The organism is Sulfitobacter sp. M05 (assembly GCF_029285175.1).
Lineage (GTDB): Bacteria > Pseudomonadota > Alphaproteobacteria > Rhodobacterales > Rhodobacteraceae > Sulfitobacter.
Window position 1 is genome coordinate 378,184 of sequence record NZ_JABEDH010000001.1, and the last position, 21,515, is coordinate 399,698.

At 57.6% G+C, this 21,515-nt stretch carries 24 protein-coding genes and 2 tRNA genes; 12 read left to right on the plus strand and 14 right to left on the minus strand.

Going from position 1 to position 21,515, the window contains the following annotated elements; translation table 11 throughout:
- Positions 1-69 precede the first annotated feature (69 nt).
- Complete coding sequence (locus tag HKX44_RS01860; protein ID WP_276150779.1) at positions 70-525, minus strand: Lrp/AsnC family transcriptional regulator; 456 nt, start codon at positions 523-525, stop codon at positions 70-72.
- A gap of 145 nt (positions 526-670) precedes the next feature.
- Here HKX44_RS01860 and HKX44_RS01865 point away from each other — a divergent pair, with 145 nt between their 5' ends.
- Positions 671-1,123 (plus strand): hypothetical protein, encoded by a 453-nt coding sequence (locus HKX44_RS01865; RefSeq protein WP_276149606.1) that lies wholly within the window; start codon positions 671-673, stop codon positions 1,121-1,123.
- 73 nt (positions 1,124-1,196) lie between these two features.
- Here the strand turns inward: HKX44_RS01865 and HKX44_RS01870 are convergent, their stop codons facing one another.
- The 3 genes from HKX44_RS01870 to HKX44_RS01880 form a co-directional block, all read right to left on the minus strand.
- Positions 1,197-3,623: a hypothetical protein gene (locus HKX44_RS01870; protein ID WP_276149607.1), complete on the minus strand. Its 2,427-nt coding sequence runs from the start codon at positions 3,621-3,623 to the stop codon at positions 1,197-1,199.
- Between the two features lie 156 nt (positions 3,624-3,779).
- Positions 3,780-5,069 carry an O-acetylhomoserine aminocarboxypropyltransferase/cysteine synthase family protein gene (locus HKX44_RS01875; RefSeq protein ID WP_276149608.1) on the minus strand — a complete coding sequence of 430 codons (1,290 nt, stop codon included), beginning with the start codon at positions 5,067-5,069 and terminating at the stop codon, positions 3,780-3,782.
- A gap of 135 nt (positions 5,070-5,204) precedes the next feature.
- On the minus strand, positions 5,205-6,221 hold the full coding sequence (locus tag HKX44_RS01880; RefSeq protein WP_276149609.1) for a hypothetical protein: 1,017 nt from the start codon (positions 6,219-6,221) through the stop codon (positions 5,205-5,207).
- A 90-nt stretch (positions 6,222-6,311) separates the two neighbouring features.
- Here HKX44_RS01880 and HKX44_RS01885 point away from each other — a divergent pair, with 90 nt between their 5' ends.
- From HKX44_RS01885 to HKX44_RS01900, 4 genes are all read left to right on the plus strand, one after another.
- The gene (locus HKX44_RS01885) at positions 6,312-6,890 is read left to right on the plus strand and encodes a hypothetical protein (RefSeq protein WP_276149610.1); all 579 of its coding nucleotides are present in this window, start codon (positions 6,312-6,314) and stop codon (positions 6,888-6,890) included.
- 178 nt (positions 6,891-7,068) lie between these two features.
- Positions 7,069-8,136, plus strand: a complete 1,068-nt coding sequence (locus HKX44_RS01890) for an alpha/beta fold hydrolase (RefSeq protein ID WP_276149611.1) — start codon at positions 7,069-7,071, stop codon at positions 8,134-8,136.
- A gap of 273 nt (positions 8,137-8,409) precedes the next feature.
- A complete protein-coding gene (locus tag HKX44_RS01895; protein ID WP_276149612.1) occupies positions 8,410-8,703 on the plus strand; it encodes a Dabb family protein in 294 nt (97 codons plus the stop codon).
- Between the two features lie 20 nt (positions 8,704-8,723).
- On the plus strand, positions 8,724-9,833 hold the full coding sequence (locus HKX44_RS01900; protein ID WP_276149613.1) for an aminodeoxychorismate synthase component I: 1,110 nt from the start codon (positions 8,724-8,726) through the stop codon (positions 9,831-9,833).
- A 341-nt stretch (positions 9,834-10,174) separates the two neighbouring features.
- Here HKX44_RS01900 and HKX44_RS01905 read toward each other — a convergent pair.
- Positions 10,175-10,258: transfer RNA gene (locus HKX44_RS01905), tRNA-Tyr, on the minus strand.
- Between the two features lie 112 nt (positions 10,259-10,370).
- On the opposite strand from HKX44_RS01905, the gene rlmB reads away from it, so the two are divergent.
- The 3 genes from rlmB to HKX44_RS01920 all read left to right on the plus strand — a co-directional run bounded on the left by rlmB (position 10,371) and on the right by HKX44_RS01920 (position 12,206).
- Positions 10,371-11,147, plus strand: coding sequence for a 23S rRNA (guanosine(2251)-2'-O)-methyltransferase RlmB (rlmB, locus tag HKX44_RS01910; protein ID WP_276149614.1), 777 nt, complete (start codon positions 10,371-10,373; stop codon positions 11,145-11,147).
- 12 nt (positions 11,148-11,159) lie between these two features.
- Positions 11,160-11,468 (plus strand): hypothetical protein, encoded by a 309-nt coding sequence (locus tag HKX44_RS01915; RefSeq protein ID WP_276149615.1) that lies wholly within the window; start codon positions 11,160-11,162, stop codon positions 11,466-11,468.
- A 270-nt stretch (positions 11,469-11,738) separates the two neighbouring features.
- Entirely contained in the window at positions 11,739-12,206 is a 468-nt protein-coding gene (locus tag HKX44_RS01920) for a CoA-binding protein (RefSeq protein ID WP_276149616.1), read from the plus strand.
- Positions 12,207-12,362: 156 nt separating this feature from the next.
- On the opposite strand, the gene HKX44_RS01925 is transcribed toward HKX44_RS01920, so the two are convergent.
- The 3 genes from HKX44_RS01925 to hisA all read right to left on the minus strand — a co-directional run bounded on the left by HKX44_RS01925 (position 12,363) and on the right by hisA (position 14,214).
- Positions 12,363-12,668, minus strand: coding sequence for a phosphoribosyl-ATP diphosphatase (locus HKX44_RS01925; protein WP_276149617.1), 306 nt, complete (start codon positions 12,666-12,668; stop codon positions 12,363-12,365).
- Positions 12,665-13,426, minus strand: coding sequence for an imidazole glycerol phosphate synthase subunit HisF (gene hisF / locus HKX44_RS01930; RefSeq protein ID WP_276149618.1), 762 nt, complete (start codon positions 13,424-13,426; stop codon positions 12,665-12,667). Before hisF ends, HKX44_RS01925 begins: the two co-directional genes overlap by 4 nt.
- A 68-nt stretch (positions 13,427-13,494) precedes the next feature.
- Positions 13,495-14,214, minus strand: coding sequence for a 1-(5-phosphoribosyl)-5-[(5-phosphoribosylamino)methylideneamino]imidazole-4-carboxamide isomerase (gene hisA / locus HKX44_RS01935; protein ID WP_276149619.1), 720 nt, complete (start codon positions 14,212-14,214; stop codon positions 13,495-13,497).
- A 132-nt stretch (positions 14,215-14,346) separates the two neighbouring features.
- On the opposite strand from hisA, the gene HKX44_RS01940 reads away from it, so the two are divergent.
- Entirely contained in the window at positions 14,347-14,736 is a 390-nt protein-coding gene (locus HKX44_RS01940; protein ID WP_276149620.1) for a DUF2147 domain-containing protein, read from the plus strand.
- Between the two features lie 80 nt (positions 14,737-14,816).
- Positions 14,817-15,224, plus strand: a complete 408-nt coding sequence (locus HKX44_RS01945) for a DUF2147 domain-containing protein (RefSeq protein WP_276149621.1) — start codon at positions 14,817-14,819, stop codon at positions 15,222-15,224.
- A 131-nt stretch (positions 15,225-15,355) separates the two neighbouring features.
- On the opposite strand, the gene hisH is transcribed toward HKX44_RS01945, so the two are convergent.
- Both hisH and hisB read right to left on the minus strand, forming a co-directional pair.
- Positions 15,356-15,994, minus strand: coding sequence for an imidazole glycerol phosphate synthase subunit HisH (gene hisH, locus HKX44_RS01950; RefSeq protein WP_276149622.1), 639 nt, complete (start codon positions 15,992-15,994; stop codon positions 15,356-15,358).
- A 26-nt stretch (positions 15,995-16,020) separates the two neighbouring features.
- The gene (gene hisB / locus HKX44_RS01955) at positions 16,021-16,608 is read right to left on the minus strand and encodes an imidazoleglycerol-phosphate dehydratase HisB (RefSeq protein ID WP_276149623.1); all 588 of its coding nucleotides are present in this window, start codon (positions 16,606-16,608) and stop codon (positions 16,021-16,023) included.
- Positions 16,609-16,753: 145 nt separating this feature from the next.
- On the opposite strand from hisB, the gene HKX44_RS01960 reads away from it, so the two are divergent.
- Together HKX44_RS01960 and HKX44_RS01965 are read left to right on the plus strand one after the other, a co-directional pair.
- The gene (locus HKX44_RS01960) at positions 16,754-16,993 is read left to right on the plus strand and encodes an Lrp/AsnC ligand binding domain-containing protein (RefSeq protein WP_276149624.1); all 240 of its coding nucleotides are present in this window, start codon (positions 16,754-16,756) and stop codon (positions 16,991-16,993) included.
- Positions 16,993-17,337, plus strand: a complete 345-nt coding sequence (locus HKX44_RS01965; RefSeq protein WP_276149625.1) for a hypothetical protein — start codon at positions 16,993-16,995, stop codon at positions 17,335-17,337. Before HKX44_RS01960 ends, HKX44_RS01965 begins: the two co-directional genes overlap by 1 nt.
- 147 nt (positions 17,338-17,484) lie before the next feature.
- On the opposite strand, the gene HKX44_RS01970 is transcribed toward HKX44_RS01965, so the two are convergent.
- From HKX44_RS01970 to lipB, 4 genes are all read right to left on the minus strand, one after another.
- A tRNA-Gly gene (locus HKX44_RS01970) sits at positions 17,485-17,559 on the minus strand.
- A 447-nt stretch (positions 17,560-18,006) separates the two neighbouring features.
- On the minus strand, positions 18,007-18,396 hold the full coding sequence (locus HKX44_RS01975) for an MAPEG family protein (protein ID WP_276149626.1): 390 nt from the start codon (positions 18,394-18,396) through the stop codon (positions 18,007-18,009).
- 347 nt (positions 18,397-18,743) lie between these two features.
- Entirely contained in the window at positions 18,744-20,417 is a 1,674-nt protein-coding gene (ctaD, locus tag HKX44_RS01980; protein WP_276149627.1) for a cytochrome c oxidase subunit I, read from the minus strand.
- Positions 20,418-20,742: 325 nt separating this feature from the next.
- The gene (lipB, locus tag HKX44_RS01985) at positions 20,743-21,414 is read right to left on the minus strand and encodes a lipoyl(octanoyl) transferase LipB (protein WP_276149628.1); all 672 of its coding nucleotides are present in this window, start codon (positions 21,412-21,414) and stop codon (positions 20,743-20,745) included.
- Positions 21,415-21,515: the final 101 nt, after the last annotated feature.

The window sequence follows — 21,515 nt, forward strand, 5'->3', positions numbered from 1 at the left end:
GCTTGTGCTTATCAGATATCATATAAACCGACATTGCGGGCGCGATAAGTCGACAAAATACTCTTGTTTTCAGGTCGGCAGCGGCCCGTCAGACTTAAGCTGATCCATCACGATTTGGCTGTTTACCCGCGAAACCGCTGGATGGGGCAGCAACACCTCGTGAATAAGCCGGTTAAGGCTGGGAAGATCGGCGCAATAGACCCGCAGAAGATAATCTGCATTCCCTGTCATGGTCCAAACGCTGACGATTTCGGGACGCGCCGCGATCAGGCGGGCAAAGCTACGCGAGTTTTCCGGCCCGTGGGTGATCAGGTGGACCTGAACAAACCCCTGTACGTTCAATCCCAGACGCAGGGGGTCAAGCCGTGCAACATAACCTTTGATGTAGCCTTCCGCCTCCAGCCGCTGGCGGCGTCGCCCGGCCTGCGAAGCGGACAGGTTCAGGCGTTCGCTTAGCTCCTGCGCTGTCAGATGGGCATCCTTTTGCAAGGCGTCCAGAAGGCGGGTGTCAATGTCATCCAGCATGGCGCGGGTTTCTCGCATGGTTTATAACTTTTTTGCGTGAACCTGCCGTCTTTGGCCAGTCGAAAGCAACAGAATGCGGAAACTTGGCGGATCGTTGCTTATATAGCTCCCGCCAGAGCCACTCTTTCAGCCAAGGATCGACTTAATGGGAATTTCCCCACAGCCTGCGCCACAGGCGGTTACCGCGACAGACCGCCTAATCGGGACAGACAGCTTTGAATTTGTTGAGTTTGCCGGCCCTGATCCGCAGGAGTTGCGCGACTTTTTCACGCGGATGGGCTGTATCCATGTGGCGACCCACAAGGCAAAAGCCGTCGAGCTTTGGCAGCAGGGGGAGATCACCTATTTGCTGAATGCCCAGAGTGACAGTTTCGCTGCGCGCTATGTCAAGGAGCATGGAGCTTCTGCGCCATCGATGGGATGGCGTGTGGCGGATGCGCAAATGTCGTTGTCCCAAGCGGTTGCGCAAGGCGAGGTTGAATACACCGGCACGGGGAAAGTTCTGGATGTGCCGGCAATCGTCGGCATTGGGGGGGCGTTGATCTATTTTGTGGATCACAACGAAGATACATCGCCCACCAACTGGGAGTACATCTGAGGAGGGGCACGCCTGTGACGGTTCTTGCGCAACTGGGTGCGCATAGGGCAAAGCCTGTTGCCGGCGTGAGCCGCTATCTTGGCATCTTCAGGACCAGATCGCGGCCTCTTTTCTTGTAACGCAGTTCGTTTTGCCCAATGGCAGAGACCCGCCCGCCATCAATCCGATCCCCGACCACGACCTTTTGGTAGCGTCCATTGCCCAGCCGGATCAACGCGCGCCGGTTCGAGGGTTTGCCATAAACGCCGATCAAGTTCACTTTGCGCAGGTTCAACGCATTTTTGACGGTTGCCTGTTTCGCAACCGACGTGCTGGTCGGGATTTTGGGTGTGACAGTGCGCGGGGCAATGCTTGCGGCACTTGCAACACGGCGGGGCTGTTGTGCCTGCGCCTTCCGGGTGCGTTTGACAATCCGCGAAAAGTTGCGCGGGCGTACATCGGGGCGCACAGAGGCGCGCACGGCAAGTCGCGTGGCGCTCTCGACCGGGTTGGCCGCAAGGGCAAGGGCGACGGCCCCATCTGTCACGATCGGCTTGTTGTCGGGCAGTGCAGCGGCGGCGGCGGCCTGTGCGGCAGCAGCAACCTGTGCAGCGGCTTTTTGCTGCAAGGATCTTGGGCGCAGGGCGGGGCGGTACTCGGCCAATTCACGGCGCGTCAGCCCGCCCAAAAGGGCGCGTTCGGTTTTCTCGACCAGATCGGCAGGGCGCGGCTTGGGACGGGCGGCGGCCAGAACATCGCGTGCGGTCGTGTCTTCTTCGGCAGTTTGAAACCGTGTTGGCGTGGCCGGTGGTACCAAAGGGGGCAGACCCAGAAATACGGTGTATCCATCCGGACTTAGCGCGCCCGCTGCGGTGGCGACAACCAGCCCGTTTTCATCCAGCGTAAAGGCCGTGCCAGCGGCCGCAGGCGAGGAAAGCGCCGCCAGACCGATATCGGTGCTAAAGCTGCCGACATCAGGCAGGGCAACCGCATCTGTTGCGGTGCTGACGGGATCAATACTGGTCAGATAAAGGTCTTCGATATTGATCAGACCGGCGGGTTCTTGTGGCACCTGCGGGGCCAGCGGCCAGATGCCCGAGGTCGCATAGCGGGCCTCTATCTCGGCCTCTGTTAGGGGGATCGGTGCAGTGGGCTGCGCCTGATCGCGCAGGGCATCCAGCACGGCGCTGTCTTCTTCGGTCAGCTCAGGGTCAAGTGCGGCCAGCTCAACATCGGCAGAAACGGTCGGTTCCTGCGAAACTGGTACGGAATCCGCCACCTCGGGGGTTGCGCGGGGACCAAACAGCCGTGACAAGCCGCCCTTGTCATCCAGAAACACGGATGCCCAGGCTGCCATTCCGGCCAGAAAAACCAATAGGGCGGCGGTCAGGATCAAACCCAGAAATCGCGGTTTGCCGCCAACCTGTGCGTTGCGGGCACCGAATATGGTCATCCGCTCTGTTTCGGAATCTTCTTGCGGATCGGTTGCATCCGGTGGGGTTGGCTGGTCCTTGGCGCTACGCCGGCTGAGGAAACCGGTCTTGCCCGTGCTCTTCGCGCCGGCCTTGGGGGCGTCTTGCAGGTCAGCTGCAAGTGGTGGTGCGACATGTGCAACAGGTTCCGGTTCGACCGCGATATGCCCCGCGGTGACAGAACCCTCTGGCACGGCGGGCGTATCCCGGCGAACCCCGTCGAGCTTGGGCGTTGGCGCGTTGTCGCCACCTCGACGGCTGGCAAACCCAATGGTGGGCGGCGGGGCGGTTTCCTGTTCCGATAACGGTGCGGAGACGTGTTGCGAAGCTGTTTGCGGCGTGGCGGTTGTTGGTTCGGTTCCGCCAGCGGATGCCGCGTTCGCGCCAATATCTTGTGGCAGATCGGCAGTGGTTGCGGCTTGCTCCTGCTGCGTCCCTGTTGGCGCTGAGGTAGTGTCGACGGGGGGGGGAGGCGCAGGATTTGGATCAACAGGAAGGTCCGCCGGCCCAATGATGCGCACCGACGTTTTGTCGGGTGTTATCGTTTCACCAGGTTTCAAAAACGCTTCGGAAACAGAGGTTTGCCCAAAAAATGGTTCGCCGACGTAGGGATGTGTTCCTGGCACCGCGGCAAAGCTGACCGGATTAAAGCTGTGGTCGCGTGCGAAACTCTCGGCCTCGACCAGGGTTTCCTTTGCTACGGCTGCGATATGGGTGCTGTTGCCATCAGCGCAGCAGTCAATCACCAGATCATCCACCGCATAAGGGGTTGCCCCTTCCAGCGCCAGCACAGCTGCCGCGTGGCGTGCGCCCGGATCAAGCCCGGGGGTTTCGATCGTCAGATATTTGATTTGTTCGTTGGGCAGCAAGAGTTTGCAGCGCAGCGGACCTGTTTCAAGGGTGGCTGCCGTCTTGCGCAAAACGGTCAGTTCAGCGGCCAGATCGGTGGTATCCAGCCCCACGTCGCCAACGATGCGCCATCCCCCGGCCACACGGTGCAGCAGGCAGATTCCATCGACTGAAAGGGAGAGGGCGAAACTGGGCTTCATCACGACAGACTTTTACACAAGGAATGACGGCAATTGCTTAACCGTGGCTTAAGGCCAGAATAACCTGTAGGGCAGCGTATGAAAAGGCCTGCGGCAGGTCGATGCCCGCCGCAGGCGATTGTTGGTGTCTTTACCTCATTGGCAAAGCTGTATTTTCTAGCTTGAGGCCTTGCCAAGCGCTTGATCAAGGTCTGCAATCAGGTCATCGGCGTCTTCTGTACCGATGGAAATACGCACCACGTTTTGGCCGGCACCGGCGGCTTCTTGCTGCTCGGGGGACAGTTGACGGTGGGTGGTTGAGGCCGAGTGGATCACAAGGCTGCGGGTGTCGCCCAGGTTGGCCACATGGCTGAAGATTTCCAGTGCATTGACCAGTTTTATGCAGGCCTCATAGCCGCCTTTCACGCTGATGGTGAACAGGGCACCCGCGCCCTTGGGGCAGACGGTTTTGGCACGTTCGAAATAGGGCGAAGATTCCAGACCGGCATAGGTGACCTTTTCGATGCGGTCGTCCTGTTCCAGCCAATTGGCGACCTTGACCGCATTTTCCACATGGCGCTCCATGCGCAGCGACAGGGTTTCGGTGCCCATCAGGGTGTAATGCGCGGCTTGCGGGTTCATTGTCATGCCCAGATCGCGCAGCCCGATGGCAATGCCGTGGAAGGTAAAGGCCAGATTGCCAAAAGTCTCGTGGAAGTTCAGCCCGTGATAGGCCGGTTCCGGCGCGCTGAGTGAGGGGAACTTGTCATTGGCAGACCAGTCGAAATTGCCCGAATCAACAACACAGCCGCCGGTCACGGTGCCGTTGCCGGTCAGGTATTTTGTAGTCGAATGAACGACCAGCGTCGCGCCAAGTTCGATTGGCCGGCACAGGTAAGGCGTCGCGGTGGTATTGTCGATGATCAGCGGAATTTCAGCTGCGTCTGCGATGTCTGCAATGGCGCGCACGTCCATGATATAGCCGCCGGGGTTTGCGATGGCCTCGCCGAACACGGCGCGGGTATTATCGTCAATCGCGGCTTTTACGGCGTCCAGATCGTCGAAATCGACGAATTTGCATTCCCAGCCGAAGCGCTTGATCGTGTGACTGAACTGGGTGACCGTACCGCCGTAAAGACGTGTGGAGGCCACGATATTCTTACCCGGACCCATCAGCGGGAACAGGGCCATGATCTGCGCCGCGTGCCCCGAAGAACAGCATACCGCGCCAACGCCGCCTTCAAGTGTGGCAATGCGTTCCTGCAAAACCGCGACCGTGGGGTTGGTCAGGCGGGAATAGATATATCCGACTTCTTGCAGGTTAAACAGCGCCGCCGCGTGATCTGCATCCCGGAACACATAGGCTGTTGTCTGATAGATCGGCGTCTGGCGTGCGCCGGTCGCGGGATCAGGACGCGCGCCTGCGTGGATTTGCAGGGTATCAAAGCCGTGGGTCGTGTCGGACATGGGTGTCTCCTTGTGAGGTTTGACAAATGGTTAGCGGATGGGCTTTCGCCACACAAGGGAGCCGCCCCTTCAAGGAACGGGCGTTCTGCAATGATGCAGGGGCGTAAAACATATGTTTGGCTGGGCAGCCTGAGCCTAACGGATCCAGAAGCCGTTCTTTTTGATCCGGTTACGGATCACCTGTTCCCGGCGCGGCAGGTTGTCCTGATCAAACAAGGCCCGCACCTTGTGACCGCGCCCCTGATAGATCATGCGTTTCGCGGCATTCGATCCCTTTAGCACTTTCTTCAGCTTGTTCGGTGCGGTGACGGTTTCCAGTACCTCAATCACACGGGCGCTTTCACGTGCATAAAGCAGCGGCAGCAACCGGTAGTGACAGCTGACCTCGCCGTCGAGATACCCCGTTGGCAAGGCGTCGCGCCCGCCGCCAAGCGCATGGATGACCAAGGGTAGGGCAATCTGGTCCAGCCATGGATCAAAGGATTGGGCGCAGAGTTCGACGGGGGGCGTGTCGCGGATCGCCAAGGCATAATGCAGGAACTTTGCCCCGAATTCACGCGGGCAGCGGTAAAAGAAGAACCCTGCGTTGAAGTAGAGATAGCGGCGCCAGTATTCGTCAGGCTGGCCCAAATCGAGGCTGCTGTCGAAATCGAGGTCGAACTTGTCATAGAGCGATTTCCACAGGCCGGCATAGCCGGGGCCATACACCTGCGGGACCGGCCATGTGCCTTCGCGGCGCAGCGATGCGCTGGGGCGGTCAAAGTCGAACGGGACCGACATCAGATCACCGGTGATCAGAGTATCAGTGTCAAAAAATACAAAGGGTTCGCCTTTGGGCAGAGCCTTGAGCATCTCGATCTTGTTGCCATAGGGATAGGCATCGCCGAAATGACTGCATTCAAAGTGAATGATCTCAGCGCCGAGATTTTCCAGAGCGGCGCGGATATCGCCGTTCTTGATCGTCGGGTCATTCTTCCACAGCGGACCGGGTTGCGGTTCTGCGACAATCAGACGACCGGAAAAATCCGGGCTGGAATGACGTAGGGAGGCGGCAAAAATCAGCGCCTCATAGGCCAGCCGCCCGTGCTGGCCGACAATCACCACGTTAAAGGAGGAATTGGACGTTTGCCGGCTTGCCTGTTCACGTGCCATAGTTCTGCTGCGCCTCTTTTTTCGGGGACTATAGGCGCGAATGGGTTTGCGCAAAAGACGGCAATTTCGCCACGGTTAGGGAGACAGGTCATGTTAGGGGTATTCTTGGCGATGGTGGCGGCGACCATGAACGGGGCGGCACCGGCTGTGCCACAAGCACAGGTGGCGGTCACACAATCGGTACCGGCCAGTCAATCCGATACCGCCATAGGGGGCGGGCAGGTTGCGGCCCCCGCAGACAACGCCACAGGCACCACAGCATTTAACATGGCCGTGGTTCCTGCCGGCCTGAACGCCGAAGCGCAAACTCCCAGCGGCAAGTTTACCACTGCCGGAGAAGTGAAACCGATCCTTAATGCCACCAAGGGCAGCTGGGTGGCGCTGCGTGAATTTGATGGTCAGGACCTTCTGTATGTGACTCATCTATGGGCCTGGCGCTGTGGGCTGAAGGCCATGGCGATTTCCGTCAACAGCGAGACGATGCAGAACTGGCCTTTGCCACCCTGTCATGTGGATAGCGCCATGCCGAACGCGGTTTTGCCACAGGACGGGGTGCCATATCTGACATTGCGTCTTGGGGCGGTGCAGAACATCACCATCCAGCTTGTCTATGATGATTTGAGCATGGATGTTGCGCGTTTTGCCCGCAAGGATGTGCTGCTGCCCTGATGCAGCGTTCTGTTGCCTCGCTGGTTTTGCCGCTGCGCGACCTGAACCGTTGTTTTCTACCAAGTTTGATCATGCTACCAGCTCTATGGAGGATCCAGCTGTGGCAGGGGCGTAGGATAAAAGCCCTTGCGACAGACATGGGCGTGCAACGGAACAGAAGCATCAAAAGGGGCGGATGGTGAGACAGTATTTGTTGCTGTGCGGCGCGCTTGCGGTCTTGGCGTCATGCACCCCATTGCCGGATCATATTTCGTTTTCCCCTCCTGACGAGACGGCGACCGTTCAGGACGTGTATGTCAGTGCCGCGCGCCTGCCCAGTATTCGGGATGCCGATATCCGGCAGGACCGCAACAGAACGGCCCGCTTTGCCCGCTATGGTGTTTCCATTCCACCCACCCATGCCACGGGGCAAATTGAATGGCCTGAAAAGGATGCGCATGTTGATCCCGCGACGGATTTTGCAGTGGTTGATCTGGATGTTCTGCGCGGAGGTTCTGCCTTTGTCGAGCGTCTGAACGCCGAGCCGGGGGAGGAGGTTGCGGTTTTTGTTCATGGCTACAACAACACCCCATCCGAGGCCTTGTACCGGTTGGCCCAGATCAGCCATGATTTTTCTATCGCCGCGCCGCGAGTGTTGTTTGCTTGGCCCTCCGCAGGGACGCCGGCGGGCTATGTCTATGACCGCGACAGTGTGCTGTTCTCGCGTGATCCGCTGGTTGATCTGTTGTCCACTCTGGGGCGTCAGACGGACAAGAAAATCATTCTCATGGCGCATTCCATGGGGGCGCAGTTGGCGATGGAGGCCCTGCGCCAGCTGGCGCTGACGGGCAGGCGGGACGTGTTGCGCAAGCTGGACGCTGTTGTTTTGCTGGCCCCTGATATTGATCCGGATATTTTTCGTGCGCAGGCCAATGTTATTGGCAGGTTACCAGACCCTTTTGTCATCATGACCAACCGCCACGACAAGGCATTGCGGCTTTCGGCCTTTCTGAACATCGGGCGTCAAAAGGTTGGGGACTTAAGCCGCGCCTCTGATGTCGCGGGGTTGAACGTCACATTGTTCGATTTTTCCGCTGTTGCCGATGGGGCCAACCACGACCATCTGGTGCCTGTCACATCACCCGCAGCCGTTGCCCTGCTGCGCAATCTAGTAGATTCAGACCGGCGCGGCGCACCTGATCTATCCTCGTTTGATGTCGGCGTGGACGGCGTGATCCGCGCCCGCGCGGTTCAGAAAGCGAAATAGGCCGCCCGCTACCGATCCAGCGCGTTTTTTTGCACAGTTTAAAGTTCTGCCCGTCTTGCTTGGTTTTGGAAATCCGTCTCAACAGCTGAGCGGGTAGTGGTCGGCGATCCGGGATCCGAGGCCTGAGCGGTTGAACGTCAGACAGTTTCGTCTCTAACGATGTCGTCTCGATTGCCGAAACGCCAATGCGACAAGATTCGCACTCTTGCAAGTTGAGCGCCACTCCGGCAAATGTCTCGTAGAATTGATAGTAGATTTAACGCAGGTTTCGCCATGTCTGACAGAACATTTATTCGGCATGTGGTCTTCTTCAGTGCTGCAGATCAAAATGACGTTGAACGTATTATGGATGGCCTGTCTTTACTCGGAAACATTCCTCATTCTTCTATGTTTGAGGTGGTTCGAAACAGCCGTGTCGATAAACTTTCAGGCGAGGTCGATGTGATCGTTTATGCAGAGTTTGTGGATGAGGCAGCATTGCAAGCGTACAAAGATCATCCAATTTACCAGCAGGCAATTGATGTTGTCCGACCGTTGCGTGAATTGCGGATCGCTGCCGACTTTTGACACCGGTGAAAAACGCAAAGGTGATCTTTGATCGCGGCCCCATTGCGGGAGGTACAGCATTTGCCGCGCCAAATGCTGTCATCAAGGCGAACAATCCCAATGAAGTCGATCGCGCGTTTGATGCGATGCAGCAGGCCCAGTTGGATGGGAAATGGCTTGCTGGGTATCTCTCGTATGAGTTTGGTTACCTTTCATCACCCAAGTTGGTGAATTTACTGCCTCCATTAAGAGAACTTCCGCTGATCCATTTTGGTGTCTTTGATGCCCCGACATCCCTACAGGCCGTGTCCGGTGACTCGCCTGTTACACTGGACCCACCGCAACCGCTTTGGGATTTCAAACATTACGAAAGGGCCTTTCAGAAGGTGCATGATTACATCGCGGCGGGCGACATCTATCAGGCCAATCTCACGTTCCCGCTGACATCACGTTTTACTGGTAGCATTGAGCAGCTGTATGCGCAGCTACAGCGACGCCAGCCGGTGCCGCATGGCGTTTTGGTCGACTTAGGGGGCTGCGCCTTGCTTTCGCGGTCTCCAGAGCTGTTCTTTTCGCTTTCGCAGAACGGTAGGTTGCGAACCCGCCCTATGAAAGGCACCGCCCCGCGGGGAAAAACCGCTGCAGCCGACGATGCACTTCGAGACGAGCTTCAATCTTCTGAAAAGAATCGCGCCGAGAACCTTATGATCGTTGATCTGTTGCGCAACGACATGAGCCGTGTTTCAGAGATTGGCAGCGTAACTGTTCCAGAGTTGTTCGCGATTGAGCGGTTCGCAACATTGCATCAGATGACATCCAGCATCACCTCGCAAATCTGCGAAGGGACAACGTTCAAAGAGCTGTTTCTGGCCCTGTTTCCCTGCGGCTCGATTACCGGAGCGCCGAAGGTGCGGGCGATGCAAATCATTCGCGAAATTGAAACGCAGCCGCGCGAGGCCTACTGCGGTTCCATCGGATGGATTGCACCCAACGGCGCGATGGAGTTCAATGTTGCCATCCGCACCTTGCTATGCCGACAAGACCAAACCGTCCAAATGAATGTTGGTGGTGGTGTGGTTTACGACAGTACAGCCCAGAGCGAATACGAAGAGGCTATGCTGAAATCTCATTTTGCCAAGTTACAGCAATGAAAATTGCGTTCAGGGCGCGAACTCCGGCCATGGACAATACCACCACGCGAAGTCGCAGGCTGCGGATGCTGCCCCAGACCGCGCCGAATGTCGGACCTGAGGCAGAAATGCTTGACGGTTGGTTTGCTATTGCGGGACGCGGCTTGTTGTTACTTTTCAGAAAGTCCGTTGTATCCAATAAGAAGTGTCCGACGTAACTCATGCATGTCCGTCTGTGGGAGGGAACCGCAGGTCGCTTCGATCAAGGCGAGGAGGCGCGGGATTGTTCCGGGGGATCAATCGGTTTCATCGCGTGTCTTGTTTGATTTTTGTAAATCCGTCTCAATATTAGAGAGGGATAATGGTGGGCGACCCTGGAATCGAACCAGGCGTGCGTCTCCGCGAGGGAGTTACAGTCCCCTGCCACACCTTGCGGCCTGTCGCCCACTACGTCCTTCGCATTGCGCTGAACGTGAGGGCGTGATTACAAGCGGTCCTAAGGGGCGTCAAGGCAAAAACCATTGCCTTTTGCACAGACCGCAAATGAGGACAAAAAAGATGAAGAAACCCAAATGGGTCGTTCAGAAAGAACAAGACAAGAAAGCCGAGGCAAATCTGACTGTTTGGCTGTTTGGATTACATGCGGTACGCGATGCGTTGATGAACCCCGAGCGCGAAAAATTGCGCCTGATGGTGACGCCGAATGCCCAGGCCAAGCTGGAAGAGGCGATAGCGCAGGCGGGAATCACTCCCGAAGTTGTCGATCCACGCAAATTCAAACCCCCGTTGGATTCGGGGTCGGTACATCAGGGCGCTGTTCTTGAGGTGAAGCCGCTGAATTGGGGGCGGCTTGAGGATGTCTGTATCGGGGATGCGGCCCCGCGGGTGATGCTTTTGGATCGGGTGACAGATCCGCATAACGTTGGGGCAATCCTGCGCTCTGCCGAAGTGCTGGGCGCTTCTGCGGTGATTGGCACGCGCCACCATTCGGCACCTGAAACCGGAGCGCTGGCCAAGACGGCATCAGGTGCGTTGGAACGCCAACCCTATTTGCGGGTGCGCAATCTGGCAGATGCGATTCGCGCCCTTCAGGACATGGGCTATCTTGTTCTGGGGCTGGACGGTGAGGCCGAGCAGTCAATCGAAACTGCGGTAGAGGGCAAACGCGACCGGCCTGTGGCGCTGGTGTTGGGGGCAGAGGGCCCGGGCCTGCGCGAAAAGACCCGCGAGACGGTGGATGCATTGGTACGTATTGACGCAGAAGGGGCCTTTGGTTCGCTCAACGTCTCGAATGCCGCCGCAATCGCCCTATATGCGGCCAGACGCACCGCATAGAGGCAGCAGTTCATGGGATATCCCGTCAAGATCGCAACCTGTTGCCACTGTGGCACCAAGGCGGCGCTGAAGCTGGACAAGGGCCGGCACGCGCTTTCCTGTGCCAGCTGTGGGGCACCCCTGCGCAATCTAAAGGCTTTGCCTGTGGCCGCCCCTGAGCGGCCTGCTGTCAGCCATCAACCATCGGTGCGCCAGTTTGCCCAAAAGCCGAAACGCGCACCGGTGAAAAAGACCAAGCGGCGTAAAATGAAAAAGCGGATCGGCTGGTTGAAAGACATGGCTGAAGAGGTCTTTGATTTTGTCGAGGATATTTTCGACTGATCAGGCGAGCAGGGCAAAGGTGGCGGAGGGCTGCGATGGCGGGACTTCGGGGGCGCAATATCGGCAAGGAGTCGCCGAAACGCTTAACATCTTGTTCACAAGTTCGCGCTACCCCTTTTTACAGGCAAGGGCGCATCATACCTCTGTCTTACGATACGCCGGTCTGGAACGCCGGCTTGTCCTGTACTGTCCCTCGTTCCACACTAATGCGCCCACAGGTCTGTCCTGCGGGCGCTTTTTTTTGCCGCTGTTTGCGGGTAGAAGCGCTGCATGACCTATTCAGATGCTCTTTTGCGCGATGTCCTGACCCGTACCAAACGTGTGGCTGTGTTGGGCGTGTCGACGAACCCGGTGCGTGCCAGCTATTTTGTCGCGCGCTATCTGGGATTACGTGGTTTTGAAGTGGTGCCGGTCAATCCGGCCTATGCCGGGCAAAAGCTGTTTGGCAAAACGATTCTCGCCAGTTTGTCTGACATTGGAGGCGCGGTGGATATGGTTGATATTTTTCGCCGCTCCGACGCGGTGCCCGGGATTGTCGACGAGGCCTTGGCAGCATTTCCTGCATTACAGACCGTCTGGATGCAGATCGGCGTTGAACATGCCGAAGCGGCGGCAAAAGCCGAAGCGCGCGGGGTGACGGTAATACAAGATCGGTGCCCCAAGATCGAATATCAGCGCTTGTTCGGTGAATTGCGCAAAGGCGGGTTTGCCACCGGGGTGATTTCCAGCAAGCTGTGAGGGCTGGCGGGGACTGTGAGGGCTGGGGAGACTGGCGCAAATGTGAGGGCAAGCCCGCATTCGATTTGATTAATTTTCCTGAAATGGAAAATTTGATGAGGGCGCTGCCCTCAAACTCCCGCAGGATTTAAGGCCAAAAAGAGAAGAGGAAAGTGTTTAGCGGGCCGCTTTTTCGGCGATGCCGGATGTGGATTGGCGGCGGTCAAGTTCATTCAGCACATCCGCAAGGGGCACATCGCGGGCGGCGAGCATGACCAGAAGGTGGTAGAGCACGTCAGCCGCTTCTGATGTGAGGGCGGGTTTATCGTTTTTGACTGCTTCGATGATGGCCTCTATGGCCTCTTCGCCGAATTTCTCGGCGCATTTTTCAGGTCCTTTGGCAAGAAGCTGGGCGGTCCAGCTGCTGTTTGGGTCTGCGTCCTTGCGCGCCAGAATCGTCGTGTAGAGATCGTCCAGGGTCATGTAAGCCTCACGGGGATACCGGCAGCGGCCATGTGGGATTTAGCCTCTGCGATGGAGAATTCGCCAAAGTGGAAGATCGAGGCGGCGAGGACCGCAGATGCGCCGCCCTGTGTCACACCGTCGACGAGGTGATCAAGGGAGCCGACCCCACCCGAGGCAATGACGGGGACAGAGACCGCATCGCTGATGGTGCGGGTGAGGGGCAGATTAAAGCCCTGTTTCGTGCCATCCCGGTCCATCGAGGTGAGCAGGATTTCACCCGCACCTTTGGCGGCGACTGTTGTTGCGAATGCGACGGCGTCGATGCCTGTGGGTTTGCGCCCGCCATGGGTAAAGATCTCCCATTTTCCCGGGGCGACGGTTTTGGCGTCGATGGCGCAGACGATGCATTGGCTGCCGAATTGATCAGCGGAACGGGCGATGACATCGGGATCCGCTACAGCGGCAGAGTTGAAGCTGACCTTGTCAGCGCCGGCGAGCAGCAGAGCGCGCACGTCCTGCGCACTGCGCACGCCACCGCCAACGGTCAGCGGGATATAGCAATGTTCCGCGGTGCGGCGCACCAGATCGAACATGGTGCCGCGGTTTTCATGGGTCGCGTGGATGTCTAGAAAACACAGTTCATCGGCACCGGCAGCGTCATAGGCGATGGCGGCGTCGACGGGATCACCGGCATCGCGCAGGCCGACAAAATTGACCCCTTTGACAACGCGGCCGTCCGCGACGTCGAGGCAGGGTATGATGCGGGTTTTAAGCATATGTGCGTTCTATCCGGAGATGTGATCGGGGCTGGTGTTGTGCAGGCGAGTTTAACGGCAAGATGAAGTCAGCTCTGTAGGGAGGTGAGGGCGGCTTGCAGATCGATGGCACCATCATAGAGGGCGCGGCCCGAGATTGCGCCACTGATCACGCCGGTGGCCTTGAGGGCGGTAAGATCGTCTAGTGAAGAGACGCCGCCGGAGGCGATGACGGGGATGTCGACAGCGCGGGCAAGGGCGGCAGTGGCATCAATGTTGGGCCCGCCCATGGCACCATCGCGCAGGATATCGGTATAAATGATTGCGGACACGCCGGCGTCCTCAAAGGATTTAGCAAGGTCTGTGACCATCACGTCGGTTTCAGTGGCCCAGCCTTTGGTGGCGACCTTGCCGTTTCTGGCGTCGATACCGACGGCGACCTTGCCGGGGAAGGCGCGGGCGGCTTCGCGGACCAGATCGGGGTTTTCAACGGCCACAGTGCCAAGGATCACACGGGCAAGCCCCTTGTCCAGCCAGCGCTCGATGGTGGCCATGTCACGGATGCCCCCGCCCAGCTGCGCCGGCACCTTGCAGGCTTTCAGGATCGCCTCGACCGGGGCTGCGTTAACCGGCGTGCCGGCAAAGGCACCGTTCAGATCAACCAGATGTAACCATGTGCAGCCGGCCTTCACGAATTCCAGCGCCTGAGCGGCGGGATCATCGCTAAAGACTGTGGATCGGTCCATATCACCATGAACAAGGCGAACGGCATTGCCGTCTTTGAGGTCGATTGCAGGATAGAGGATCATGGTTCAGGCCCTTGGTTTCGCTTGGGTCAGGGTGTTGCATGGGCCGGGCCGATTTGCAACGCGACGGAAGGTCATGCTTGTCACAAAGGCAGGGCGTGATCACAGTGGACTTAAATTTGGGAGGATTTTGAGATGAGATATGTTGGAGTGGTGGTTTTTGTGGGGATGATGGTGGGTGCCAGTGCGGCATCCGCGGACCCGGTTTTCGGATTATGGCAGACCCAGCCCGATAAGGGGGTCTATTACCATGTCCAGATGCAGGCATGTGGTGGCAAGATTTGTGGTGTTTTCCGACAAAAGTTTGAAAACGGGGCCAAGGTGGCCAGTGATGTTGTCGGCAAGAACGCGATGTTCGACATGGTTGCGACCGGCAACGGTGAATACAAGGGCAAGGCCTGGCGTCCCTCGAATGGCAAGACCTACAACGGGTCCGGCACATTGAGCGGTAATGCCCTGAAGATTGGCGGCTGTGTTCTGGGCGGGTTGATTTGTTCGAAACAGACCTGGAAGCGGCTGAAGTAATTTTCGCCGATACTTCGCCTTGATCCGCTTGCGCCGGATTTCTAGACTGGTGCGCAATGATGTGTATCAGGCGGAAATGAATGGGAATTTTGCGACTTTGTGCGGTGATACTGTGTCTGGGGCTGGCCACCGGTCCCTTTGCGCAGGAAGGAGGGCAGACCGAGGTGCCCCGCGGGCTCTGGCAGACAGAACCTGATGACCTTGGCGTGATCTTGTTTGTGCGCACGCGCAGTTGTGGTGGGGCGCTATGCGCACGGGTTCAACGGGCAAAGAACCGTGCCGGCTATGATGCGCCGTCAAATGCTGTGGGGCAAAAACTGTTCTGGGCAATGCGGCCGCAGCCGGATGGCAGTTTCTTTGGCGAGCATCGAGACGCCCGTGCCCGCCAATATGCGCAAAGCCGCGTTGAGGTCATTGGAAACCGGCTGCGTTTGCGGGCCTGTGACAAGACAGTCTGCAAGGAAACCATCTGGAAACGGGTGAGATAGTCGAGGTCCAGCAGGCAGGAAAACGGGTTTTATAGCGCCCGACCTTAAACATGAATCCCCAATACCCTGCCACGCTGCGCGTTCTCGGGACATCGGGGATACGAAATACTTCAGGTTAAAGGTCGAACGCTTTAGGGGGCCCAAGTCAGGAAGTTTGAGATCAGCCGCAGGCCGATGCCCTGACTTTTCTCCGGGTGGAACTGCATGCCAAGCATGGTGTCCCGGCCGATCACGGCAGTAACATCCCCTGCGTAATCCACATGGGCAAGGCGCTGGGCGTCCTGTGCCACGGCCATATGGTAGGAATGCACGAAATAGGTGTGATCACCGGTCTTTAGCCCCTCGAAAACCGCATGAGGATGATCAATCACCAGATCGTTCCAGCCCATGTGCGGTACTTTCAAGCTGGAATCAGACGGGGTGATTTTGGTTACTTCACCGTCGATCCAGCCCAATCCGGACGTGTCCTCGTATTCGCGGCCCATGCTGGCCATCAGCTGCATCCCGACGCAAATGCCAAGGAAAGGGCGGGCCTTGACCTCAACCGCTTCGACCATTGCATCATAGAGACCACCAGCTCCCTTGAGCGCGGCCATACAGGCGGGAAATGCCCCATCGCCGGGCAGGACAATACGGTCAGCCTGTGCCACGACATCGGCATCCGCTGTCACCGTGACCTCGCCGGCATTGGCCTCGCGGGCCATCCGTTCAAATGCTTTGTGGGCCGAATGCAGATTGCCTGATTCGTAGTCGATGATTGCAGTCAGCATGGGCAATTATTCCAGAACAGCGGGCGTTATAACGCGCCTTTGGTAGAAGGGATCGCATCGGCCTTGCGCGGGTCAACCTCGACCGCTTCGCGCAGGGCGCGGGCGACGGATTTAAAGGCCGCTTCGGCGATGTGGTGACTGTTGATCCCATGCAGCTTGTCTACATGCAGCGTGATGCCGCCGTGGGTGCTGAGCGCTTGAAAAAACTCGCGCACCAGTTCGGTGTCGAATGCGCCGATCTTGGCCGTGGGCAGCTCCAGATTCCAGATCAAGAAGGGCCGTGCCGACAGATCTAGCGCGGTGCGCACCAAAGCGTCATCCATTGCCAGCAAACAGGCCCCGTAGCGGCGGATGCCGCGTTTGTCGCCAAGTGCTGCGGCAAGGGCCTGACCCAATGTGATGCCCACGTCCTCGACGGTGTGGTGATCGTCAATGTGCAGGTCGCCCCTGGCGCGGATGGTCATATCAATCAGGGAATGGCGGGCCAGCTGATCCAGCATATGATCAAAGAACCCTACACCGGTCTGGTTGTCGTAAACCCCTGTGCCATCAAGGTTAATCTCGACACTCACGTCGGTCTCGGCAGTGGTGCGGGTCAGGGTGGTGCGGCGCATGGGCATTCTCCGGGGCGGTGGGTTGCTGTCCTTATAACAGGCGGGGCGGGCAGGCCAAGCAGCATCACCATCAAACCCCCAGATCACCCATTGCGGGCCACGAGGCTTCGTGCGAGTTTTACCCATCCCAACCCGAGGTTCGACCATGAGTACCTGTGTTTTCATCCAAATCCGTTGCAAGCCCGGCACCACCTATCGTGTGGCTGAGGAGATCGCCTTGCGCGAAATACATTCCGAACTGTATTCCACATCCGGTGATTTTGATTTGCTGATGAAGCTTTATGTGCCCAAGGGTGCGGATGTTGGGGTCTATATCAATGACAACCTGCTCGACATAGACGGGATCGAACGGTCGCTTACCACGATGACCTTCAAAGTCTTCTGATGCGGGGGCTGCTGATCGGGGCAATATTGGGCCTTGCAGCAGGAAACCCCGCAGTGGCGCAGACCAAACGTATCTACTCCGGCGAAGCGGCGGCTGCGCTGCGGTGTTCAAACACCTTGGCCCTGACGGCGGTTGCCCTGTCGCGGGCGGGCAAGATTTCGGATTTGGAAAAAAGCGTGATGCTGGGTATCACCATTCGTATTCTTGAGCGGCATGTTGATGGGACATGGAACCAGAAGAAACGTGCATTGAAGGTGATGCGGGACCGGCGCACGGTTCCTGATACGCTTGCTGATTACCGCAAGAACGCGGCACGCTGTCTGCGCCAGTTTCCGATCAACTGACCCTCTCACCTGTTTCAGGGGGGGGGCAGGTGAAACATTCAACCTTGGGTAATTCAGGCGCTGCTTTAAGTCATTGTGTCAAAACGAAAAAGACCACCCCGAGGGGTGGTCTTTGTTCTGTTCTGCCGGGGTTTGGCAGGACCCATCTGGAGCGGGCGAGGCGATTCGAACGCCCGACCCTAACCTTGGCAAGGTTATGCTCTACCCCTGAGCTACGCCCGCTTCCTTCTGGTGAGGACGGAATACCCATCCTGAGGGGGGGGTGCAAGAGAGAAAATCACCGTCTGTTGATTTTTTCTGAAAACTTGTCTGAAGCCCTTATTTTTAAGGGTTTTGCAGCGGGTTTTTTTGCGTTCATGCTTCCCTAGGGGAAGGCATTTCCACTGTGCTTATTTGGAAATTGCAGGCTTTGGGCGGGTATCCGGTGCGGTTCACAACCACAGGGCAGGGCGGTGCCAGCCCGCGAAACGAGTCAGGGCTGGTGAGGCTGCGAAAAGCCGATAGATTTTTATTGGGTGCCCTTACGGCGCCGGCGGTTTGAAGTGAATCACCATTGGCCTGTCCGGCTTCGCGCCGTTCCGAGTAAACTTCGCACCCCTATTCGCGGCCTCTCTTTTTGGGCGAACGCGAAAAGCGATATGTGATGGCTCAGGATAAAGGCGGGATGCCTTAGGTCAGGGCGTGAGCCAGCAAGCCAAGCGCGCCCAAACCGATCATGCAGAGAGACAAAAGTGTACCGATCTGGCGGAAGATCAGTTTTTGCGGCGTGGTCGCGAAACCATAGGCATGTAGGACGCGCCCGATGACCAGAGCCGCGCCCATCAGATGCACCGCAACAGCTGGGGCCCCTGACAGTTCGACCAGCAGCAGGATCATCAGGGCAAGCGGTGCATATTCGGCGCAATTGGCCTGTGCGCGAATGCGTTTCAGCAGGTTCTTGTCACCTTTGTCCCCCAGTGAGATCAGATTTGCTCGGCGGTAGCCGATGATGCGCCAGCTGAGGGTCAGAAAGATCAATGCAGTGAGGGCGGCGTAGATTGGGGTGATAGCAATGCTCATTGGTTCGCCTTTGATTGTTTTGGGTCGGGACCCGTTGGTCTACCATTGCTGGCATGAAACCACTTTGACGGAAACCCGCTACACAGAGCGTTATGCAATGGGTGGAAAGCCTTGTTTTTGGCGGGGGCTGATGGGGCATTTCGCGAAAGGCGATGAACCCAAGATGGTTTCAATTTCATGGGCTCAAGGCATGGTGATGCTCAAGGGGGACCTGCGCATGGTACAGGCCGCTGTCCGATCTCAGCGAGCGGGGGCGGAATAGGCACTGCGCAAGGAGAGAATGGCCGCCCAAAGAAAAAGGCCCCAACACATGTTGGAGCCTTTCTCTAGTGGTTTGCAGTGAGCGCTTAGTGGCTCGGCTGCTTGTCCCATTCTTCCTGCTTTGGCAGGATTTCGAATGTATGCTCTGGTGGTGGGCAGGGCAGTGTCCACTCCAGTGTATCGGCATATTCGTTCCAAGGGTTGTTCTGCGTTACTTTCGCGCCGCGCAGCACCGAGTAAAGGATCACACCGATGAAGAACACGAAGGATGCAAAGCTCAGGAACGCACCCCAGCTGGACCACTGGTTCCAGTAAGAGAATGCCTCAGGATAGTCGATGTAACGACGTGGCATGCCCTGACGGCCCAGGAAGTGCTGTGGGAAGAAGGTCAGGTTTGCACCGATGAACATCGCCCAGAAGTGCAGTTTACCTGCCCACTCAGGGTACATTTTTCCGGTCATCTTGGGGAAGTAGAAGTAGATTCCCGCAAAGATCGCGAAGACCGCACCAAGGCTCATCACGTAGTGGAAGTGCGCCACAACATAGTAGGTGTCGTGATAGTGACGGTCGACAGCAGCCTGTGACAGAACGATGCCGGTGACACCACCAACCGTGAACAGGAACAGGAAGCCGAAGGCCCAAAGCATCGGTGTCTTCAATTCAACAGAACCGCCCCACATGGTGGCAATCCAAGAGAACACCTTAACCCCTGTAGGAACCGCAATGACCATGGTGGCCAGCATAAAGTAGGCCTGCTGGTTCAAGGTCATCCCCACGGTGTACATGTGGTGTGCCCAAACAACGAAACCCAGAACACCAATCGCGATGATCGCCCAAACCATTGGCAGGTAACCAAAGATCGGCTTGCGGCTGAAGGTGGCAATCACGTGGCTGATGATACCGAAACCGGGCAGGATGATGATGTACACTTCGGGGTGACCGAAGAACCACAGGATGTGTTGATAGAGAACCGGATCGCCGCCGCCCGCTGGGTCGAAGAAGGCAAAGCCAAAGTTACGGTCCATCAGCAACATGGTAATCGCACCGGCCAGAACGGGCAGGGACAACAGGATCAGCCATGAGGTCACGAAGATCGACCAGCTGAACAGTGGCACTTTGAACAGGGTCATGCCCGGTGTGCGCATGTTCAGGAAGGTTGTGATCATGTTGATCGCACCAAGGATCGACGAGGCACCCGAAACGTGTACCGCAAAGATCGCAAGGTCCATCGACATGCCGCCTTCTTTTACGGAAAGCGGTGGATAAAGCACCCAACCAACACCAGAACCGGCCTGACCGTTACCGCCCGGGGCAAGAACAGAGCAGACCGCCAGCGTTGTACCGGCCACATAGAGCCAGAAAGACAGGTTGTTCATCCGAGGGAACGCCATGTCCGGTGCGCCGATTTGCAAAGGCATGAAATAGTTGCCGAAACCGCCGAAAAGCGCGGGAATAACAACAAAGAACATCATCAGGATACCGTGACCGGTGATCAAGACGTTCCATAGGTGGCCGTTTGGCGTACACAATGTAGAGCTGTCCGCGATGAAACGCGCACCTTCCATACACATGTACTGCACGCCGGGGTTCATCAGCTCCAACCGCATGTAGACGGTAAACAGAACGGAAATGAACCCGACAAGAGCGGAGACGATCAGGTACAAGATACCGATGTCTTTGTGGTTTGTGGACATGAACCAACGGGTAAAGAAACCCCGTTCGTCTTCGTGATCGTGCCCGTTGATGGCTGCGTCGGCCATGCGGTGCCTCCTCGCTATGGAATTTAGATACCCCACACCTATTGGTTTCGTGCAGAGCGATATAGATTAGTTCTAGTCTTGTCGCAGCACAGGGGCAATGGGCGCGAAGGTCGCAGGACAGGAAAACTATGCTAATTTGTCCGTCTTTGCCCCTGCCGGCACCGGGATTGCAGGGCAGAGGAGGCAAAAGGCCCGGCTTCGTTTACGAAATCTTCAATCAAATTCACCGCTTGAGCAATGTTTGGCAGAAAATACAGCCCCGGCCTTAGATCGCTTGCCCGATCCAACTGCACGATTCTATTATGTTGGACGGGTGGGCGGGGGCCTAACCGGGCGGCGGGACGGGGGCGTCGCCAAATACGCGGGCAAAGCTTTCGCGCAGGCGTACATCCAGATCGTCCATATTCACCGGCAGCCCCATATCGACAAGTGAGGTCACCCCGTGATCGCTGATCCCGCAGGGGACAATACCGCCGAAATGCGCCAGCTCTGGTTCCACATTGATGCTGATCCCGTGAAAGCTGATCCATTTGCGCAGACGGATGCCAATGGCGGCAATCTTGTCCTCAGCGGGGGAGCCGTCTGCCTGGGGCGGTTTTTCGGGTCTTTGCACCCAGACGCCGACGCGCCCGGCACGGATCTCCCCGCGCAGGTTGAACTGGTCCAGCGTGTCGATCACCCAGGCCTCCAGATCGCGCACAAAACAACGGACATCGCGGCCCCGCTTGCCCACGTCCAGCAACACATAGGCGACCCGTTGGCCCGGCCCGTGATAGGTGTATTGCCCGCCGCGTTTGGTGTCATAGACCGGAAACCGGTCCGGATCTGTCAGGTCTGCCACCTTGGCCGAGGTGCCCGCAGTGTAAAGCGGGGGGTGTTCCACCAGCCAGATGCATTCCGGTGCGGTGCCCGCGGCAATTTCTGCGACACGGTTTTCCATCCACGCCTCAGCGGCGCGGTAGTCGGTCAAGCCGTCGGTTGTTATCCATTCCACCATTGGGGGTCTTTATCCGGTCTGGCGCGGCGGGTGAAGAGGGGAGCCCAAAAAGAGAGCGGGAAAGTCTTGGCAGATGGGCACCTCATCAGGGGACACGGACA

What these genes read in the sequence shown, in the direction of transcription:
- HKX44_RS01860 (WP_276150779.1), bottom strand. Translation starts at nt 525, where the DNA reads ATGCTGGATGACATTGACACCCGCCTTCTGGACGCCTTGCAAAAGGAT.
- HKX44_RS01865 (WP_276149606.1), top strand. Translation starts at nt 671, where the DNA reads ATGGGAATTTCCCCACAGCCTGCGCCACAGGCGGTTACCGCGACAGAC.
- HKX44_RS01870 (WP_276149607.1), bottom strand. Translation starts at nt 3,623, where the DNA reads ATGAAGCCCAGTTTCGCCCTCTCCCTTTCAGTCGATGGAATCTGCCTG.
- HKX44_RS01875 (WP_276149608.1), bottom strand. Translation starts at nt 5,069, where the DNA reads ATGTCCGACACGACCCACGGCTTTGATACCCTGCAAATCCACGCAGGC.
- HKX44_RS01880 (WP_276149609.1), bottom strand. Translation starts at nt 6,221, where the DNA reads ATGGCACGTGAACAGGCAAGCCGGCAAACGTCCAATTCCTCCTTTAAC.
- HKX44_RS01885 (WP_276149610.1), top strand. Translation starts at nt 6,312, where the DNA reads ATGTTAGGGGTATTCTTGGCGATGGTGGCGGCGACCATGAACGGGGCG.
- HKX44_RS01895 (WP_276149612.1), top strand. Translation starts at nt 8,410, where the DNA reads ATGTCTGACAGAACATTTATTCGGCATGTGGTCTTCTTCAGTGCTGCA.
- rlmB (WP_276149614.1), top strand. Translation starts at nt 10,371, where the DNA reads ATGAAGAAACCCAAATGGGTCGTTCAGAAAGAACAAGACAAGAAAGCC.
- HKX44_RS01915 (WP_276149615.1), top strand. Translation starts at nt 11,160, where the DNA reads ATGGGATATCCCGTCAAGATCGCAACCTGTTGCCACTGTGGCACCAAG.
- HKX44_RS01920 (WP_276149616.1), top strand. Translation starts at nt 11,739, where the DNA reads ATGACCTATTCAGATGCTCTTTTGCGCGATGTCCTGACCCGTACCAAA.
- HKX44_RS01925 (WP_276149617.1), bottom strand. Translation starts at nt 12,668, where the DNA reads ATGACCCTGGACGATCTCTACACGACGATTCTGGCGCGCAAGGACGCA.
- hisF (WP_276149618.1), bottom strand. Translation starts at nt 13,426, where the DNA reads ATGCTTAAAACCCGCATCATACCCTGCCTCGACGTCGCGGACGGCCGC.
- hisA (WP_276149619.1), bottom strand. Translation starts at nt 14,214, where the DNA reads ATGATCCTCTATCCTGCAATCGACCTCAAAGACGGCAATGCCGTTCGC.
- HKX44_RS01940 (WP_276149620.1), top strand. Translation starts at nt 14,347, where the DNA reads ATGAGATATGTTGGAGTGGTGGTTTTTGTGGGGATGATGGTGGGTGCC.
- HKX44_RS01945 (WP_276149621.1), top strand. Translation starts at nt 14,817, where the DNA reads ATGGGAATTTTGCGACTTTGTGCGGTGATACTGTGTCTGGGGCTGGCC.
- hisH (WP_276149622.1), bottom strand. Translation starts at nt 15,994, where the DNA reads ATGCTGACTGCAATCATCGACTACGAATCAGGCAATCTGCATTCGGCC.
- hisB (WP_276149623.1), bottom strand. Translation starts at nt 16,608, where the DNA reads ATGCGCCGCACCACCCTGACCCGCACCACTGCCGAGACCGACGTGAGT.
- HKX44_RS01960 (WP_276149624.1), top strand. Translation starts at nt 16,754, where the DNA reads ATGAGTACCTGTGTTTTCATCCAAATCCGTTGCAAGCCCGGCACCACC.
- HKX44_RS01965 (WP_276149625.1), top strand. Translation starts at nt 16,993, where the DNA reads ATGCGGGGGCTGCTGATCGGGGCAATATTGGGCCTTGCAGCAGGAAAC.
- HKX44_RS01975 (WP_276149626.1), bottom strand. Translation starts at nt 18,396, where the DNA reads ATGAGCATTGCTATCACCCCAATCTACGCCGCCCTCACTGCATTGATC.
- ctaD (WP_276149627.1), bottom strand. Translation starts at nt 20,417, where the DNA reads ATGGCCGACGCAGCCATCAACGGGCACGATCACGAAGACGAACGGGGT.
- lipB (WP_276149628.1), bottom strand. Translation starts at nt 21,414, where the DNA reads ATGGTGGAATGGATAACAACCGACGGCTTGACCGACTACCGCGCCGCT.